This window comes from Dehalococcoidia bacterium (genome assembly GCA_041653995.1).
In the GTDB taxonomy this organism is placed as follows: Bacteria; Chloroflexota; Dehalococcoidia; order GIF9; family UBA5629; genus CAIMUM01.
Genome location: JBAZEK010000001.1, coordinates 12,300 through 29,489 on the forward strand (window position 1 = coordinate 12,300; position 17,190 = coordinate 29,489).

Sequence of the window (17,190 nt, forward strand, 5' to 3'; positions counted from 1 at the left end):
AAAAAACACCGTTGCTTTTCCTTACTCCACAGCCTGCGGACTTGCTTGCTCTCGAATAGAATTAAATTACTCATTTTTATAAGTCCCTATTTAAAATGCTTAACGCAACCAGGGGACAAATTGTCCCCCGCTTATATGGGTTAAACGCTTTCATTTTCAAACCGTGACAATTTGTAACGGTTTCATTCTCCAGATAATTCTCTATTAAAGGCCTTTTGCAATACAAGTTTAACTTCAGTTTTCATGCTAATAACGTCTCCACGGTTATTTCTTGCACAAGTTATTTAATAAAGGCTTTTAACTCGCCAGCTAACTGTTCGTAAACTGAATATATTTTCTTGGAAAAATTATCTGTAGAAGTTCCATATATAATGTGGCTTAGCTCCGTCAAGTATTCCTGTTGAGGATATTGCGATTGCTTTATCGCTTCATCAACCTTAATTTCAAAGTATTCATCTCTGTCTACTTTCAGTTCGGTGTAACATTCTCGATAAATTTTAATTGCATTTGATATTTTCTGAGATTTATCACCGAGTAATGTCTGAATTTCCCAATCCATTACTTGTAGAGCTTGCATATTTGTAGCCAAAGGCTTTAAGCGCTCCCATCTAAGGTACCACTGATCCTTTGTATTTGCCTCTACATCAGATTCACCGATGGCTTTTAGACGTCCTGAACTCTCAATTGAGGTGCTTAGCGGAAATCTCGCCCATTCAAAATTGGCCCGCAATTCTATACTTAAACGAATAATTTTCCGGGCAATATTGAAGAGGACCCTTCCTTTGAGTTCTCTGCGCCACGTATTTAGACCGACAATAGCAACTGATGCAACAACGATCGCTGAGATTGCTACTAAAGAATCACTGATAATCGAAATCAATTGATCAACACTCATTTCTCATCATCGTGAATATAGCACCATTTTGAATACATCATTTCACCTCGTACACCTTCAGTACTTCGTCGCCGTAGTGGTTGATGACTTTAATGGCAATGTGGCCGGTGGTGGGCGGGTCGAAGGGGCGGCTGGAGGTGGAATAGAGGGATGCCCAGGCGGATTCATCGATCTCGGCTTTGAGGGAGCGTTTGAGCTTTTCATAGGGATTGTCGTTGCCCAAGAAATAAGCATGGCGGACGAAGAAGCTTTCCTCGTTGTAATTGGTATCGATGAACCAGCACGCGATATCATCGGTAGAGCTATTGCGGATGGCCCCGGTTGTTGGATCATAGATGTCTAAACCTTTTATCTCAGCAGTGAGCTTGCCATTTTTATGCTTCTTGATATTAACATCCGGCTCGCCGAAGACCATGAATAGGTTGCCGGCGCCGGCCTTCAGCAGGTCTTCACTCATGTTCAGATCTGGGTTCATGCGGGTTATGAGGATATTTAGTTTACCGAACAGCTTTGCCTCTTCATTTACGTGAGCGTCGAAGGCGAACCCGCAAACAAGGAGCAGGTCGAAGCCCGCACCTTTAACGGCTTCTTTGGCGGCTTCACGTACAAGGTCGGCGTCCACTGTACCATGCTCAGGCCCAATGCAGACCGCCACACGCTTGACCTTGCCGTCCTTTTCAGCATATTCACCCTGGGCGTGCAGCCACTGGCCAGCGTAGGACTCCAGCCGATCGAATTTAAGGCGCTCGTTCTTGACTGTATTTTGAACGCCGGATTTCTTGAGGTTCTCAATGATCATGACCTCGAACTGCCCCATGCCTGCCTCGCGACGTGCCTCATGTTCGCTTTCCGAGAGGTTTTCTTCAGCAGCGAATACACGGTGAGGCGACAGACTTTCAATTGTGAAGGGCCCTGTAACGCGAATGCGCTTGTTATCTTCGTAAGGTTGATCATAAAGCCTCTCATTGTCGGCATGGCGAGCGATGGCGGCATCTATCTCAGCACGTGACATGCCCTCCTTGATATCCGGATTATAAGCGATGGATTTAAGCGTAATATGCGGTACCCGCTTGTAGACGAAGCCTTTACGTATATCGCCATCAGTCTTATATGCTGGGGGTACCTGGCCTGTCATCTCGGCCTCTTTTCTAACGCCCTCAGGCGAGTCGGCCAGCAGGTAGTAGGAAAAACGGGCGGACATCAGGCGGGTGCGTGCCAGTGCCAGAGCAACGCGGGACGTATCCATGGTCATCCAGCGCCTGCCCCACTGCTCGGCAACAAAAGCCGTGGTTCCGCTGCCGCAGGTGGGATCAAGCACCAGGTCACCCGGGTCAGTAGTCATGAGAAGGCAGCGCTCGACTACTTTGTTAGAAGTCTGAACTACATACCATTTCTCAGCGGCAAAAGTACTTCTCACAGTGTCATCCCACATATTCGTGAATTCTGTTACAGGGAAGTCATTTTCGTAACGTATGTAAGCCAGCGTGTTACCCACACTAATTAGACGATTTGCCTTTTCTAAATTTTTCAAACCAACTGAACTGGTCTTCCAATGGGTCCCAACAGCGGGCTTATATGTTTTACCTTCAAATATAAAGGGAAGTGATCCTTGTTCGGAAGCACCGGCAGAAACTAAAATACTTGACTGAAAGCGCAATCCTTGTGATATGGGAATTTCCTCTTCAATATCATTTATTATAATACGTCGTCTATCACCGTTATCGAATTCTACCCAATTGTAACCAGAATCGATCATTGATTGTGGACGTTCTCTAAACAGCTTGTGGTATTTTACTTGCTCCTGATTCTTTCCATACCATAGAAGATAATCGTAGACTGATGATAATAATCTTGGCGAAAAGCCGCCTGTCTTTTGAAAAGCAATCAATGCACAACAATTCTTGGCTCCAAACACCTCATCCATCAGACAGCGCACAAGATGCACGTTCTCATCACCAATCTGAACAAAGATACTACCGGTCTCAGAAAGGATCTCGCGTGATACAACCAGACGATCACGCAGGTACGCCAGATATGAATTAATACCGTCCTTCCAGGTGTCACGGAATGCCTTAATCTGCTCGGGTTGGTGGGTGGCATCCTCAGCTTTGCCATCTTTGACATCACGTTTGCGTGTACTGACCTGCCAGTTGGAATTGAAGCTGATGCCGTAGGGCGGGTCGAGGTAGATCATCTGCACCTTGCCCTTCAAGCCTTCCTTCTCGGCCAGCGATGTCATTGTCAGCAGTGAATCACCGAGTATCATGCGGTTAGACCAGCGCTGCTCATGCTGGTAGAACTCCACCAGCTCCTCAAACTTAAGCCCATTGAAGTCGGAGAATAGTTGTAACTGAGGTTCGGTTTGCCCTTTCTTTGATTGCTCCCGCAGGTCCTCGATGATGTACTTGGGGTGTATCTTCTCCTGAATATAGATGGGCACTGCTGGCACTTCGAGATCTTTAGAATCCTGTTCATCCTTGCCACGCCAGACAAGCTGTGGGTCGAGTGAGGTATCGCGGGGATATAGTATCTTCTTAGGTTTATCCTCTTCTTCCTTCACGAAGCCGCGCAGTTCCTCCGTGGGTATATTGGTGCGCTTCTCCTTATGAACGGTACTTTCAATGTTTGTGGGAGGTTTGCTTCTTCCCTCTTTTCGTGACATGTTGGCCTCCAATCAAGTTGTTAAGGCTTCGAGCGCTGTACGGGTGACGTTTGGCAACTCATCCCAGGTCCTGCCGTCCAGTAGGCGGCCCGTTTTTTTCTTTTTAGCCCCACCCCACTGCTTGAAGAAGAATGGCACCGCTGCCCGCTGACATTGGTTGCAAATGTCAGTTACCCATTCCTTATCGATGGGCCGTGCCTTAGGACCAGATTCTCCGCCGACGATTACCCAGTCTATCCCTGAAAGGTCAAGGTTTGGTAGCGGTCCCAGCAGTGGCTCCAACGATAGAAACTTGATTGACGCCCCCGTTGAACGGAGATGATGGATGCGGTACGCATAATCGGCGTTTTCAACGCTCACACCCATCCATACGTTTTTCGGCCACGCTAACTCTGAACTTAATTCCAATAGACGACTAGATCGCTTCGTAAGTATTTGGAAATCGTGCCATGACGCTCGCCTCATCACGTCAAACACCTCAAGTATAAACGCCAAGGGGACATCCTCGTGGAATAGGTCACTCATGGAGTTGACGAAAATAGTCTGGGGCTTTTTCCACTTCAATGGCAGATCGAGCGCCTGACAATGCATGGCCAGCTTGAACCCATCTGCATAGTTGGGCTGCTTCATAGCCTGCAATCGCAGCGCTATCCGCTCGGCGTAACAATGCTTGCACCCTGGGCTGACCTTCGTGCAGCCCGTAACTGGATTCCACGTGGATTTAGTCCATTCTATAGAAGAATTAGATGCCATTATTTCATACCTCGATTACGATAAGTGTTAAAAATATCTTCAACAATACCTGCGCCAGTCTTATTGGGAGAAGCAAAGAAAAGATAATATATTACTGATCCCTTTTCGTTTCGCATTGGCATCGGCTTCGGGACGTATTTGAATTTTGCAACATCTATAAGCCGCTGTCGGAAACACTCTGCAATGTCCTCATTAGTGGCTTTCTCGTCGATAGTATCTCCCCATAGTGTAGGTCTTGCTATATAAGCTTCTGTACGCCAAGTCCGATCACCCCAGACTTTATCCATACGGATTGCCTGTTCCGTGGCAACTTTATCAGGGTTGCGTAAAAACACGTTCATATTGGCGTCCATTATCATGAAATTGTAAAAAACTTCAACCGACTCCATCTTTCCAGCAGTTTGAAGTACATTCCAATCAACTGTCAATGCATAAGGATCAAGCAAACACAATGCCCGGTGGTAATCCTGGTGAAGACAACGTGGAAAGACGTTATCAAGAAGAACTTTATTCGCATCCTCATTATAAAAGAATACGTCTTGACGCTTGCCGACCTGTTGTTGAAGCTCATTAATTTTGCCACGATCAAGGTCAATTAGGTGATACTCATTGAATGCCGGTGCAATCTTCAATGCATTCAATGAGCTTCCAAGCACAAAATCCCCTGTACTCTTCAATATATGATGCCCCGCTCCGGAGAAAGCATCAATATAAAGATATTTCCTGATTGATGATTGTTTGTGCATGATCTTAGAATAGGCACTGGCATAATCGTTCACAATAGCAAGCTTGACCTCCGACCAATAGCCTATCAGGTCATATTTAAATTCATTCATGAGGAACCACCCTTTCCTGAATAAATGCCCGAATAGTATTCTGTGCATCCCAGGGATCAGATATTTCAAGGAACGCCCATTTACCAAAACCGCCATGGTTATTGATGGCAGGCACCCAGAGATTGCGGGCAGTAGCGACCTTGACAGCCTTGTCCTTGCGCGGTTCACCACTGACCTCCAAAATCAAGTTCAATATGCTGTCCCCTCCGTCGCGCAGATGGATCAAGTAATCAGGGGTATAATTCTTTTCCTCACCGTTGATGGTGTACGGGATAGTAAAATTCAGGTTGAGATTCTTGGCATAGCAAATTACCTCATCCATGTCCTCCAACGCCTGCGCCATCTTCTGCTCCCAGGACTCGGTATCGGCTACTACGTGTGATATATGGCATTTATCGGGTCGGGTAACATAAGTTGGACGTGTAGTGGTGAAGTCCAAGTAGCGAGTTGAGCCGATATTATCATAGGGTTTCAAAATAGGTTTCAGATATTTCTGACCGGGTGGATTAGATACAATGGAATTGTATATTTTATCCGCTGCATCATGTGCCAGCTCGGTAAAAAGCAGCATCTGCACAAAGGTATTATCCTTGAGCGATAGACATTTCTTAATCCATGCATGAGTAATGCTGAGGAGCTGGGGGAAGAACCACTGTTTGATATTGCCATCATCGTCCTTAAAATAGGTCTCGAGCACCATCTTAGCCAACAGAAAGGCGACCTCCTGCTCTCTTCGCATTTGTAATCCGTAAAGATCATGATATTGCGTTTCACCGATGATAGGCCGGACCTCGGTTTTGCTGGGGATATCCGCTGTTGATAGAGGCATCCTGGATTCATCGGTAAACTTAGCCGTTAGTTTTTCCATTGGCAGATCATAGCGATAGCCATCTACACGCGGGAAGGTTAACTCACAATTCTGCCTTTCCTCGAGGGCTCGGACACGGGTGGGAGTTGGACCTGGCTTTGGATTAGGATTGGAGCCGGCGCAGGGTATGAAAGAAAACGGCACACCATACACCTCGGCGTATTCAGGACTGAATTTGCCATCAGGATTGGGAACATAGCTCATGCGGCGAAGGGCACGTCCCACCACCTGTTCGCAGAGCAACTGCGTCCCGAAGGCACGCACGCCGAGGACATGGGTAACCGTATTAGCATCCCAGCCCTCTGTGAGCATAGATACCGAGACCACACATTTGATATTCTCGCCAAGCTTGCCGGTCTTGCCGATGGTGTTCATGACCTCGCGCAGAAGGTCCTCGTCTGTGAGCTTTTCTGGGTCATGACTGGTGCGTATTCTGTATTCATGTTTAAACTCTTCGATGGCAAGGGCGGAGATTTGCTTGAACTCCTTGCTCATGGCCTCGCCGGAATCAAGCTGCTCACTATCGATTAGAATAGTATTGGGTGAATTGAGCCATTGGCCATAGTCATCATGGTTTCGAAAGATGGGTAACGCACCAGTAGCAGTAACTTCACTGCCATCTTTAAGCGTTTTCTTCCAGCCGGAGATATAGTCATAAACCAGCTTTGAGACACTGGTATTGTTGCAAACTACGATGAAGACTGGAGGAGTCAGTCCACCTGCCTTTCCTGCAGTATTCGCTTCCCACTGCTTAAAATACTTCTCATAATTGCCATAAAGGCTGTGTAGTGCGCCTTCAAGTTCTTTGGGAAGTTTGCGTTCACTGCCCAGACTGTCCTCCGTGCCGCGGCCTTTCTTTGGCAGGTGGTCGCGGATGCTGATCCAGATATTACGGTAGGTGGGCATATCACCCTGCATGGAGTCATCTGCTATCGGCACGCGCGGCACTTTGACGATGCCGCTTTCGATGGCATCTATGAGAGAAAAGTCCGAGACCACCCAGGGGAAAAGCTTGCCCTCCGGGTATCCAGAGCCACGCAGGAAAAAGGGGGTGGCGGAAAGATCGTAGATAACCTTGATGCCGAGTTTATTTTTGACCGCGTCGAGACCCGATATCCAGACCCTGGCCTCTTCGTCCCGCTTCTCTGCCTCTTTGCGTTCGTCACCGGTCAGTATTATGTCTTTCGCTGATACAGGTTTACGCCGGTAGCAGTGGTGAGCTTCATCATTTATAACGATGATATTTTTCTTATTTCCGAGCTCGTTGCAGACACGGCGTACCATCTGGTCAGGGGTTTCTGTTAAAGCACCAGACTTTTCGTTTCCCAGTATATTTTTGGTCAGCTTGCCTGCTTTGAAAAGCTCTCGCTGTTTGAAAGCGTGGAAATTGGTGATCACCAGGCGGGCACGGTTCAACTCGGGAAGAAGGTCGGCAGGCAGCAGATCACGGGCTTTATAGTAATTATTAGGATCATTCGGATAGAGTACGCGCAGGCGGTCCTTGATGGTGATGCCTGGCGTAACGATTAAGAAAGCGTCTGTGAAGCGGTTATCCTGCTGATTGGCCAGCTTGTTCAATACATGCCAAGCTATGAGCATAGCCATGACCACCGTCTTGCCGCTGCCGGTAGCCATCTTGAGGGCGATACGGTAAAGACCAGGATTGGCGTCTTCGTTGGCTTCACGGATTTTGTATTCGACCCATGCGTCACCGTATTTACTGGCGACTTCAGTCAAATATATTGTTGTTTCCAACGCTTCAATTTGGCAGAAGAAGAGTTTGTTTTCACGTACGGGGTTAATCCAGTAATTAAGCAAGTGGCGGGTTGTACGCGTGATACCCACATATCCACCCTGACGCCACTGGGAGACACGATCACGGATACGGTTAATATCCTGATTTTCTTCTATGCGGTCCTGTGTCCATTCGGTATCAAAAGCAAGCTGTTTGGATTTGCCTTTCTTCTTAACGCCGGGTATAGGCACAAAATAAGAACTGACGCGGCGGGATTGGTCTATATCATTAGTTATGCCATCTTCAGAGAAACGGAAATGCTGCGTCGGCTCTACATAAGGCGAATTAAGAACCGGGTTCTCGATGACTACCTGCTCGGCTATGACAGACCTCCCTGACAGCAAGCTTAAGTATTGGTTATCGAGTGTATAATATACCTATGTGATTTAATAAGTCAATCGAGTTATTATCATAAGTGTTTATTATACTTTAAGCCTTTAAAGTATAATAAGGAAGATCATATTTTACTTTACTGATGGTAAATGAAGAGGCCGCCCCGTCGGGGCGGCCTCTTTTTATTGCGTATATCGAAATTATTTAATACTCGGGCATGGGGGGCATGGGTGGTCCCATCTTTTCCTTCTCGGGTATATCGCAGACCAGCGATTCGGTGGTGAGTATCATAGTGGCGATGCTGGCTGCGTTCTCGAGGGCGGTGCGGGAGACCTTGAGCGGGTCGATGATGCCCTTGCTGACCATGTCGACGTAATCGTTGTTGAGCGCATCGTAGCCTACGCCTTTCTTGCTGCGCTTAACCTTATCGACGACTACGGAGCCTTCCTGGCCGGCGTTAATAGCGATCCATCGCAACGGCTCTTCGACGGCCTTCTTGATGATGTCGACGCCGGTGCGCTCGTCACCCTCGGCCTTGACCTTATCGAGCACGTGCAGTGCGTTGAGCACGGCCACGCCGCCGCCCGGCAGTATGCCTTCCTCGACAGCAGCCCTGGTGGCTGAGAGGGCGTCCTCTACCCTGTGTTTTTTCTCTTTCAGTTCAACCTCGGTGGCAGCACCGACTTTGATAACGGCAACGCCGCCGGCCAGCTTGGCCAGCCTTTCCTGAAGCTTTTCCTTATCGTAGTCGGATGTGGTCTCGTCGATCTGGGCCTTGATCTGCTTGATGCGTGCTTTGATGGCATCGTCCGAACCCTTGCCCTCGACGATTGTGGTGTTGTCCTTGTCGGATACCACTTTCCTGGCGCGGCCGAGGTCGGCTATCGCGGCTGAGTCCAGCTTACGGCCGATCTCCTCGGAGATGACCTTGCCGCCGGTCAGCATGGCGATGTCCTCAAGCATGGCCTTGCGCCTGTCGCCGAAGCCCGGCGCTTTGACAGCCAGGCAGGTGAGCGTGCCGCGCAGTTTATTGACAACCAGCGTGGCCAGGGCTTCACCCTCGATGTCCTCGGCGATTATGACCAGGTTCTTGGATACCTGGAGTACCTTCTCGAGTATGGGAAGGAGCTCGGAGATGGCGGAGATCTTCTTGTCGGTAATGAGGATATAGGGATCTTCGATCTCCGTCTTCATCTGCTCGGCATTGGTAACGAAATAGGGGCTGATGTAGCCGCGGTCGAACTGCATGCCCTCGACGTAGTCGGTCTCGAACTGAAGGCCCTTGGACTCCTCGACGGTGATGACGCCGTCCTTGCCAACCTTCTCCATGACCTCGGCGATGAGGTTGCCGATCTGCGGGTCGGCTGCTGATATCGTAGCCACCTGTGCAACCTGCTCCTTGGTAGTGACCGGGGTGGCCATCTTCTTAAGCTCGATTACCATGGCCTCGACGGCTTTCTCCACGCCGCGCTTGAGCGACATGGCGTCTGCGCCTGCGGCGATGTTCTTGAACCCTTCCGTCACGATAGCCTGGGCAAGCACCGTGGCGGTGGTGGTGCCGTCACCGCACTTGTCGTTGGTCTTGGTGGAAGCCTCTTTGACAAGCTGGGCCCCCATGTTCTCAAAAGGATCAGGTAGATCGATGTCCTTGGCGATGGTAACGCCGTCGTTGATTACGCTGGGCGGGCCGAATTTCTTATCGAGCGCCACGGGACGGCCACGGGGTCCCAATGTCACTTTCACTGCGTTGGTCAGGGCGTCGATGCCGTTCTTGAGGGACCTGCGGGCATCCTCGCCATATTTGATCTGTTTTGCCATTTATGTTTTTCCTCCTAATTAAATGTGCTTGCTTATCAAATGGATCAGATTATGCCTTTTTCTTCTTGGCCAGGATATCGGCTTCCCTGAGGATGATCAATTCTTCGTCGTCTTCCTTGATCTCGGTGCCGCCGTACTTGGCGAAGATGACGATGTCACCTACGGCCACGTCCATGGGCAGCCTTTTGCCGTCGTCCGACAGCTTGCCCGGGCCAACGGCCAATACCTTGCCGTCCTGCGGTTTTTCCTTTGCCGTGTCGGGAAGGAAGATGCCTCCCTTGGTCTTTTCCTCTTTTTCAAGAGGCTTTACAACTACCCTGTCACCCAAAGGTTGAATTTTTACAGCCATGCGTACCTCCTTAAAAATTAGCAATCTCTTTACGAGACTGCTAAGTATAGTAGCACAAAAAATTATCACTGTAAAGGGGTGACTGCTAATAAACGTATTTAACAGGATGGAGGTTAAAAGTTATAACCGGCCTTTCGGTAGTTGTCCATGGCCCTCTCGTTGAGGGCTGATTTATCGGCCAGTTCGGCGGCGTGGCTCCACATACCCTTTTTCTCGTAATCGCGGAGTTTGGTGTTAAGCGCCTCCGCATCGACCGGAGTTTCTACACTGCAGGCTGCGAAGCTGGAGAAGGCGCGGCGGACAGGCTCGCCGCATTTAGGGCATGCCTTAAGCGGCGGGTCTGTCATTTTTTGCAGGGCGTCGAAACCCCGGCTGCAAAAATTGCATCCGGTTCTGACAGGCACGTATTCGTAAATCGGCATGGCAAACACTCCAGGTGATCAGGTAAATACTAGGGATGTGGGATGATGGTGACAATAGTTATTATATTTGGGGAGGGGCCGTAATACCAGAAAACCCTGAAGGCGGCGGGCGTTTTTTGCTGAGCATATGCTTCGAAAATCTTTTCTCCATTGGGGCCCTTCAAACTGGTAAACTCATGGGTTTGCAGACTGTTGTGACGGGGATTGGATGCCAGATATTGGATGGTTTTCTTGGCAGCTTTATAACGTTTACTTAAGGCAGGGTTGTTTTTCAGTAACCTGTATTTTTCTTCCGCCTCGGTCGTCCAGTGTAATTCGAACAAGGGCCTCAACCTTACAGGGAATCGGGATCAACTTTTGATATCCTGCCTTTTGCAGCATCAACAAGCCCTTTTCTCACGGAATTCAGGGCGGCAGGATTATTAAATAGCCATGCCTCTGAGGCAGGTACGGTCACCTGCGGATCCAATACAATCTGGCCCAGGGAATTTTTATATAAGTGATAGGTGACACCCTCCTCTACATGTACATGCCGCAGAACCACCCTGTTTTTTGCATCCGGCTTAATACTGTCCGCTATTTTATTGAAATCCTGATCTTTTATTATCACAGTGAATCCTTATTTCATTTATACACTTCGTTGGCCAATAAGCTGCTTTGTACTGTATTGTATCAATAGTGGGACAAAGAATCAAGTGGGAAAAACCCACTTCTTTAATGTCATGAGTATAAATTGACACATTGTGAAGGGTACACATTACCAAAATGCGAAGTGAACATAATATAGTAGAACCAATAACCTGTTATAGTGTATAATGTGGGTAGATGAAAAAGGCTGAGAAAAAGCAGGATTGGGATGCAGGGAGCATCAAAGCCCTCAGGGACCATCTTGATCTCACGCAGGTCGAGCTGGCCGGCCAGATGGGGATCAGGCAGCAGACGGTCAGCGAATGGGAGCAGGGAGACTATGAACCCAGGGGAGCTTCCGCCAAATTTCTGAGCATAATAGCGGACCGCAGCGGATTCAAATACAAAGCATGAATAAGTGCCCCTTTTTTAACGTTTAATACACTATAACGTGTAACGAATATGGAAACGATAACGGAGAGATCGGTTTCCGCGTTATGGCTGTCGGGCCGGCTGTCGCGTTTCAACGATGACTCGGGACACAACATTGAGGTTGTATGCCCGGGACGTGTCAGCACACGCGGCGGTTGCGACTTCCAGGACGTGGTGATAAAGATAGACGGGGAGAAGACCGTCGGGGATGTCGAGGTCCACGTCACGTCCGACCTCTGGCGGCAGCACGGGCACCACAGGGACGCGCACTACAACGGCGTGATACTGCACGTGTCGATGTGGCAGCGCGGACTCCTGCCCGTCAGGCTGCAGGACGGACGCATCCTCAGCACCGTGATCTTGGCCCAGTACGTTAAGACAGGCAGCAACCTGCCGAGAGTCATGTCAGCAGGATCAGCCCGGCGCTGCCCGCACCTGCCAGGCTCCGGGAAGAAGACGGATCTGGTTATTGTTGAGGCCGGCCTTGCAAGGTTCGAACAAAAATCGGCCCGGTTTGCGCAGGCGCTGCGGAACGGCGACCCGGATCAAATCCTGTATAAGGGCGTCTGTCGCGCGCTGGGGTACGCCTGGAACGTCAAGCCTTTCGAGACGCTGGCTGAAAAGGTCACGCTGCAAATAGTCAGGCGTAATGCTGCTGAGAGTATTCGTGCCAAATACAATCTGTTGCTGAGCGCAGCGGGCCTCGCGGACCGATGGATAGGGCGTATGCCTGAGGGTGTACAGCCCATGAGGGCGTCTGACTGGGCCACAGCGTCCTCAAGGCCGTTGAACCATCCTGCTTTGAGGATCGCAGGCTTGTGCCACCTGCTGCACAGATATGAGAAGACGGGCATGGTTCCAGGCCTGGTTGAGCGGTTGAATAATGCGCTGCCGAGGGAGGCTGCCGCTGTTCTCGACAGGTCTTTTACGGTGGGGGGAGTTGATTCGCCCGTACTGATAGGGGCCGGCAGAGCCAGGGAGATAGTGGTGAATGCGGTGCTGCCTTTTATGCATGCCTGCGGCGCAAACATCAATAACGGCCTGCTGGAAAACAATGTGAAGCGCATCTATGAATCATACCCTTCGCTATCACAAAATGAGCTGACGCGTTACATGGGTGGTCTGCTGGGCAATCAGGCCTACGGCGCCTGCAGGCAGCAAGGCCTGCTGCATATCTACCACAATTGGTGCCGCACCAGAGAATGCGGAATTTGCCCCGTGGTCACTTTGCGAAAGCCAGCCCCGGTATGACGTCGTGCTCCCCGGCCCGCAGGTTGCCCGATATGCAGTGGTAGTAGGCGCAGGATGCGATCATGGCCGCGTTATCCGTGCACAGTATAGGCGGCGGTATCAGCACAGGCAGGGGTGAATCAGCTTTGAAGCGCTCGCGCAGAGCATTGTTTGAAGCCACTCCGCCGGCCAGCATGATCTGCTTCACGCCGGTCCTGAGAGCAGCCTGTATGGTCTTATTGACCAGCACGTCTATAATAGCCTCCTGGAAGGCTGCTGCCGCTTCTTTCACCCACGTTTCATCCTTATCATCTTTCTCCTCAGCCATGTGAAGCAGCGCGGTCTTGACTCCGCTGAAGCTGAAATCGTCGCTGTCCTTAAGCCAGGCGCGCGGTAGCGACAGCCTGGTTGTTACACCCCTGGTGGCGGACTGTATTGAGGGGCCTCCCGGATAGGGCAATCCCAGTATCCTGGCGCCCTTGTCGAAGGCTTCGCCGGCCGCGTCATCCCTCGTGCAGCCCAGCCGGCGGAAGCTGCCGTGGTCCTGCATCAGGATTATATCGCTGTGCCCGCCGGATACGATCAGGCAAAGGCAGGGCAGCTCGGGTTCAACCCCGTACAGCCAGTTGGCATAGATGTGTCCCTCCAGGTGGTTAACGCCGATAAAGGGGAGGTCCTGCGACTGTGAGACCGCTTTAGCGAAATTGACGCCCACGATCAGAGATCCCGCCAGCCCCGGACCCACCGTAGCGGCTACGGCGTCGATATGCGTGAGCGTGACTCCCGCTTCGGCCAGCGCTTTTTCGGCAACGGGCGCAATGGTGAGCAGGTGCTGGCGCGAGGCCACTTCGGGCACAATCCCGCCGTACTTGGCATGTATGTCCACCTGTGACGAGATCACATTGGATAAAATAGCCGTCCCGTCCCTTACAACCGCTGCGGCGGTCTCATCGCAGGATGTCTCGAACGCAAGTATATTCACGGCAGGGATTATAGCACAAAGCTAATACAGTATCCGGCGATTGCTGTTTTGCGGACGTGTTGCTACAATTAAGCCCCGGCTCAAATCACCATCTGATAGCGAGGATAACAATATGGAAATAACCTGGTTCGGCCACTCCTGTTTCCGCATCAAAGGCAAGGAGGCTATTATATTAGTCGACCCCTGTCCCGATACCACCGGCTATTCTCTGGGCAAGGTACAGGCGGATATAGTGGCCATCAGTCATGCTCATCCCGGCCATTCCTTTCTCGATACACTGCAGGAGGGATACCGCGTGATCAAAGGCCCGGGGGAATATGAAATAAAAGACACTTACATTACGGGCATTGCTAGCTTCCATGACAACGAGCAGGGCAAAAAGTCAGGCAAGAATACGATCTATGTGATCGAGATGGAGGGTGTGACGCTCTGCCACCTGGGTGATCTCGGTCATCCGCTGACCCCCGAGGTCACCGGTGATCTGGGAAATATCAATGTATTGTTCGTCCCTGTGGGTGGTCATTCCACCATCGGCGGCCAGGCCGCAGCAGATTTAGTGCGGAACCTCAATCCGGGCTACGCCGTCCCCATGCATTACAAGACAGGGGACGAGAAGGCCGATCTTGAATTTCCTGAGAAATTTCTCAAGGAGCTCGGCATCAAGGACCAGGCCCTGCAACCCAAGCTTGTCGTCACCAGGACCAATATTCCTCTCAACACGCAGGTGGTACTGCTCGACTACCCGCATTAGCCTCGCCCGCCGGCTTTGACATATAAATTGCCCTGACGTATCATTGCTCGTTATGAGCCTCGCTAAACGTGTTTTCGATCTTCAGCAAATCGAGCTTTCAATTCAAGACCACGTCAAACAGCTTGAGGCTATGGATCTGCGTATCCGTCATAACGACCAATTTGAACAGGCTGAATCAGCGTTGAAGTCGGCCGAGAACGAGCGGGCCGGGCTCGAAAAAAGATATAAAGAGCTGGACGCTGAGGCTGAAGCCCTGAGGACGCAACTCGGGCAGATCCAGGATAAGCTATACGGCGGCAAAATAAAGAACCCCAAGGAGTTGGTCGGGTATGAGCAGGAGGCTACTTTAATCAAGTCGGGCCTGGATAAAAAGGACGACGTGCTGCTGGATATGATGGAGAAGCTGGAGACGGACAAGGTGGCGATTAAAAAACTGAAGGATGTCTGCAAGTCCGCCGGCGATGCCTGGGAGAGCGAGAAAGCAGAGCTGAAGGTCCAGGTGGACAAGGTCAGGGATGAATTTAAGCAGCTTGAGAAAAAACGTGGCGAGATGCTGGCCTCGATTGACAGGGATACGCTCGCCACTTATGAAGCTGTGAAGGGCAGGAAGGGGCAGGCAGTGGTCAAGGTGGAGCAGGGGCGCTGCCTGGGTTGCCGGGTGACATTGTCCGTCAGCGAAATGCAGCACGCGCGCGGCAACGCCATCGTAACCTGCGGCAATTGCGGACGGATATTGTATCTATCTTAGGTTTATTTGACCTGCTGTCAGTCAAGTTGTAGAGTAAGTGAGCCAAGCAGGCCGGGTGACCGCTGCGGTTTTGAAAATCGTAGAGGAAAGTCCGAACTCTACCAGGCAGGGTGCTGGGTAACGCCCAGGAGGGGTGACCCTACGGAGAGTGCAACAGAAACATACCGCCCGTCGCAGGATGGGTAAGGGTGAAATGGTGAGGTAAGAGCTCACCGGCGGCCGGGTGACCGGCCGGCCGTGCAAACCCCACCCGGAGCAAGACCTAATAGGGGGCTATGGCTTGCCTGGGCTGACCCCGGGTTGGTCGCATGATCGCCGCGGCAACACGGCGGGTAGATGGATGGTCACCGCTCCGCGCAAGCGGAGGCACAGAAATCGGCTTACAGGCCTGCTTGGCCATTCTTATCTGCAGGCATAAATGCGCTACAATATATGACGGCCCGGGGGGCCTTTTTAATTAATATTTTTTTCCACTGGAGTTGTCAGATGCATATGAAAATGAAACCTGCCCTGTGTGTCCTGCTGGCGCTGGCTGTGCTGGTTACCAGCCTGCCCATGCTGGCCTGCGATTTTAAATTTATACCGGGCGAAGCGGATAAAAAGATCCTGCAGGGATTGCCGCAGGAGTTCCTGACCATCAGCCAGGCCTGGGACGTGCTGCAGAAGAACTACGTTGATAAAACCAAGCTCGATCCGATTAAGATGGCCCAGGGCGCCATACGGGGCATGGTGGCAGCGGTGGACGATCCATATACCGAATATTTTTCACCGCAGTCATTCGAGTCGACACTGATCGATCTTACAGGCCTTTACTATGGTATAGGCGCTTATATAGGAAAGAAGGACAATCAGATCATTATCATGTCGCCCATACCCGGCTCACCTGCCGAGGAGGCCGGATTGAAGTCAGGAGACATGATACTGAAGATAGACGGGCAGTCTACCGCGCAGATGAATACGACCGAGGCGTCGCAGAAGATAAGGGGCCCGGCCGGAACAGATGTTGTCCTCCTGGTTTACAGGGATGGTGACAAGGAGCCGTATGAGAAAAAGATAACCAGGCGCGAGATCAAACTGGATTCGGTTAAATTCGAGATGCGCGGGCAGCTGGCCTATATACGGATACAGCAGTTCATACTTCCCACAACCAGCGACTTTAAGAAGGCGCTGACGGAGGCCGACAGGCAAGGCGCCAAAGGCCTCATTCTCGACCTGCGCGACAATCCCGGCGGCCTGCTTTCGGAGGCCGTCGATGTGGCCAGCCAGTTCTTAATTCGCGGCATCGCGGTAAAGACCGTGGATAAGGATGGACTTGAGACGGTCCAGAAGGTCAAGCCGGGAGGCATCGCCAAAGACCTGCCGCTGATAGTGCTGGTCAATGGCGGCAGCGCCAGCGCCAGCGAGATCGTGGCGGGTGCGCTGCAGGATAACGGCCGGGCAAAGCTGGCCGGAGAGAAAACATTCGGTAAAGCCAGCGTGCAGAATTTCGTCAGGCTCGATGACGGATCAGCCATTAAAATGACGACGGCGCATTACTATACGCCCAACGGTACGCTTATCAGCGACACAGGTCTGACGCCCGATTATCCACTGGAGCTCAAGGACGAGGAGTTGATCAAGTGGGCAGAGGATTATCTGAACGGGATCATTTCTCCGCAGCCCACGCCGGCGCCGGCTCAATAAGACGGT

Annotated in this window: 16 protein-coding genes and 1 other RNA gene; 6 read left to right on the top strand and 11 right to left on the bottom strand. The window is 51.0% G+C overall.

Going from position 1 to position 17,190, the window contains the following annotated elements:
* Positions 1 to 280: 280 nt before the first annotated feature.
* The 10 genes from WC359_00075 to WC359_00120 all read right to left on the bottom strand — a co-directional run bounded on the left by WC359_00075 (position 281) and on the right by WC359_00120 (position 11,341).
* Entirely contained in the window at positions 281 to 895 is a 615-nt protein-coding gene (locus WC359_00075) for a hypothetical protein (protein MFA5398832.1), read from the bottom strand.
* Between the two features lie 37 nt (positions 896 to 932).
* Positions 933 to 3,557 carry a site-specific DNA-methyltransferase gene (locus tag WC359_00080; GenBank protein MFA5398833.1) on the bottom strand — a complete coding sequence of 875 codons (2,625 nt, stop codon included), beginning with the start codon at positions 3,555 to 3,557 and terminating at the stop codon, positions 933 to 935.
* Between the two features lie 12 nt (positions 3,558 to 3,569).
* The gene (locus tag WC359_00085; protein MFA5398834.1) at positions 3,570 to 4,310 is read right to left on the bottom strand and encodes a phage Gp37/Gp68 family protein; all 741 of its coding nucleotides are present in this window, start codon (positions 4,308 to 4,310) and stop codon (positions 3,570 to 3,572) included.
* Entirely contained in the window at positions 4,310 to 5,146 is an 837-nt protein-coding gene (locus WC359_00090) for a three-Cys-motif partner protein TcmP (protein MFA5398835.1), read from the bottom strand. Before WC359_00090 ends, WC359_00085 begins: the two co-directional genes overlap by 1 nt.
* Positions 5,139 to 8,153: a DEAD/DEAH box helicase family protein gene (locus WC359_00095; GenBank protein ID MFA5398836.1), complete on the bottom strand. Its 3,015-nt coding sequence runs from the start codon at positions 8,151 to 8,153 to the stop codon at positions 5,139 to 5,141. The genes WC359_00090 and WC359_00095 overlap by 8 nt, the downstream gene beginning before the upstream one ends.
* Positions 8,154 to 8,346: 193 nt before the next feature.
* Entirely contained in the window at positions 8,347 to 9,960 is a 1,614-nt protein-coding gene (gene groL, locus WC359_00100; GenBank protein MFA5398837.1) for a chaperonin GroEL, read from the bottom strand.
* A 49-nt stretch (positions 9,961 to 10,009) separates the two neighbouring features.
* Positions 10,010 to 10,309 (bottom strand): co-chaperone GroES, encoded by a 300-nt coding sequence (groES, locus tag WC359_00105; protein ID MFA5398838.1) that lies wholly within the window; start codon positions 10,307 to 10,309, stop codon positions 10,010 to 10,012.
* 113 nt (positions 10,310 to 10,422) lie between these two features.
* Positions 10,423 to 10,731, bottom strand: coding sequence for a zinc ribbon domain-containing protein (locus WC359_00110; GenBank protein MFA5398839.1), 309 nt, complete (start codon positions 10,729 to 10,731; stop codon positions 10,423 to 10,425).
* A 29-nt stretch (positions 10,732 to 10,760) separates the two neighbouring features.
* Positions 10,761 to 11,054, bottom strand: a complete 294-nt coding sequence (locus WC359_00115) for a hypothetical protein (protein MFA5398840.1) — start codon at positions 11,052 to 11,054, stop codon at positions 10,761 to 10,763.
* Between the two features lie 11 nt (positions 11,055 to 11,065).
* The gene (locus WC359_00120; GenBank protein ID MFA5398841.1) at positions 11,066 to 11,341 is read right to left on the bottom strand and encodes a hypothetical protein; all 276 of its coding nucleotides are present in this window, start codon (positions 11,339 to 11,341) and stop codon (positions 11,066 to 11,068) included.
* Positions 11,342 to 11,556: 215 nt separating this feature from the next.
* On the opposite strand from WC359_00120, the gene WC359_00125 reads away from it, so the two are divergent.
* Positions 11,557 to 11,772 carry a helix-turn-helix domain-containing protein gene (locus WC359_00125; GenBank protein ID MFA5398842.1) on the top strand — a complete coding sequence of 72 codons (216 nt, stop codon included), beginning with the start codon at positions 11,557 to 11,559 and terminating at the stop codon, positions 11,770 to 11,772.
* 48 nt (positions 11,773 to 11,820) lie between these two features.
* Positions 11,821 to 13,041: a DUF2851 family protein gene (locus WC359_00130; protein MFA5398843.1), complete on the top strand. Its 1,221-nt coding sequence runs from the start codon at positions 11,821 to 11,823 to the stop codon at positions 13,039 to 13,041.
* Here WC359_00130 and tsaD read toward each other — a convergent pair.
* Positions 13,013 to 14,002 carry a tRNA (adenosine(37)-N6)-threonylcarbamoyltransferase complex transferase subunit TsaD gene (gene tsaD / locus WC359_00135; GenBank protein ID MFA5398844.1) on the bottom strand — a complete coding sequence of 330 codons (990 nt, stop codon included), beginning with the start codon at positions 14,000 to 14,002 and terminating at the stop codon, positions 13,013 to 13,015. The two genes, WC359_00130 and tsaD, sit on opposite strands and share 29 nt — an antisense overlap.
* Before the next feature lie 112 nt (positions 14,003 to 14,114).
* Here tsaD and WC359_00140 point away from each other — a divergent pair, with 112 nt between their 5' ends.
* The 4 genes from WC359_00140 to WC359_00155 all read left to right on the top strand — a co-directional run bounded on the left by WC359_00140 (position 14,115) and on the right by WC359_00155 (position 17,184).
* Positions 14,115 to 14,753: an MBL fold metallo-hydrolase gene (locus tag WC359_00140; GenBank protein ID MFA5398845.1), complete on the top strand. Its 639-nt coding sequence runs from the start codon at positions 14,115 to 14,117 to the stop codon at positions 14,751 to 14,753.
* 52 nt (positions 14,754 to 14,805) lie between these two features.
* Positions 14,806 to 15,501: a hypothetical protein gene (locus WC359_00145; protein ID MFA5398846.1), complete on the top strand. Its 696-nt coding sequence runs from the start codon at positions 14,806 to 14,808 to the stop codon at positions 15,499 to 15,501.
* Between the two features lie 43 nt (positions 15,502 to 15,544).
* Positions 15,545 to 15,900, top strand: an RNA gene (gene rnpB, locus WC359_00150) — RNase P RNA component class A.
* A gap of 93 nt (positions 15,901 to 15,993) precedes the next feature.
* Complete coding sequence (locus WC359_00155; GenBank protein MFA5398847.1) at positions 15,994 to 17,184, top strand: S41 family peptidase; 1,191 nt, start codon at positions 15,994 to 15,996, stop codon at positions 17,182 to 17,184.
* Positions 17,185 to 17,190: the final 6 nt, after the last annotated feature.

What these genes read in the sequence shown, in the direction of transcription:
- WC359_00130 (MFA5398843.1), top strand. Translation starts at nt 11,821, where the DNA reads ATGGAAACGATAACGGAGAGATCGGTTTCCGCGTTATGGCTGTCGGGC.
- WC359_00125 (MFA5398842.1), top strand. Translation starts at nt 11,557, where the DNA reads ATGAAAAAGGCTGAGAAAAAGCAGGATTGGGATGCAGGGAGCATCAAA.
- WC359_00075 (MFA5398832.1), bottom strand. Translation starts at nt 895, where the DNA reads ATGAGTGTTGATCAATTGATTTCGATTATCAGTGATTCTTTAGTAGCA.
- WC359_00080 (MFA5398833.1), bottom strand. Translation starts at nt 3,557, where the DNA reads ATGTCACGAAAAGAGGGAAGAAGCAAACCTCCCACAAACATTGAAAGT.
- WC359_00140 (MFA5398845.1), top strand. Translation starts at nt 14,115, where the DNA reads ATGGAAATAACCTGGTTCGGCCACTCCTGTTTCCGCATCAAAGGCAAG.
- WC359_00110 (MFA5398839.1), bottom strand. Translation starts at nt 10,731, where the DNA reads ATGCCGATTTACGAATACGTGCCTGTCAGAACCGGATGCAATTTTTGC.
- groL (MFA5398837.1), bottom strand. Translation starts at nt 9,960, where the DNA reads ATGGCAAAACAGATCAAATATGGCGAGGATGCCCGCAGGTCCCTCAAG.
- WC359_00145 (MFA5398846.1), top strand. Translation starts at nt 14,806, where the DNA reads ATGAGCCTCGCTAAACGTGTTTTCGATCTTCAGCAAATCGAGCTTTCA.
- WC359_00155 (MFA5398847.1), top strand. Translation starts at nt 15,994, where the DNA reads ATGAAAATGAAACCTGCCCTGTGTGTCCTGCTGGCGCTGGCTGTGCTG.
- groES (MFA5398838.1), bottom strand. Translation starts at nt 10,309, where the DNA reads ATGGCTGTAAAAATTCAACCTTTGGGTGACAGGGTAGTTGTAAAGCCT.
- WC359_00090 (MFA5398835.1), bottom strand. Translation starts at nt 5,146, where the DNA reads ATGAATGAATTTAAATATGACCTGATAGGCTATTGGTCGGAGGTCAAG.
- WC359_00085 (MFA5398834.1), bottom strand. Translation starts at nt 4,310, where the DNA reads ATGGCATCTAATTCTTCTATAGAATGGACTAAATCCACGTGGAATCCA.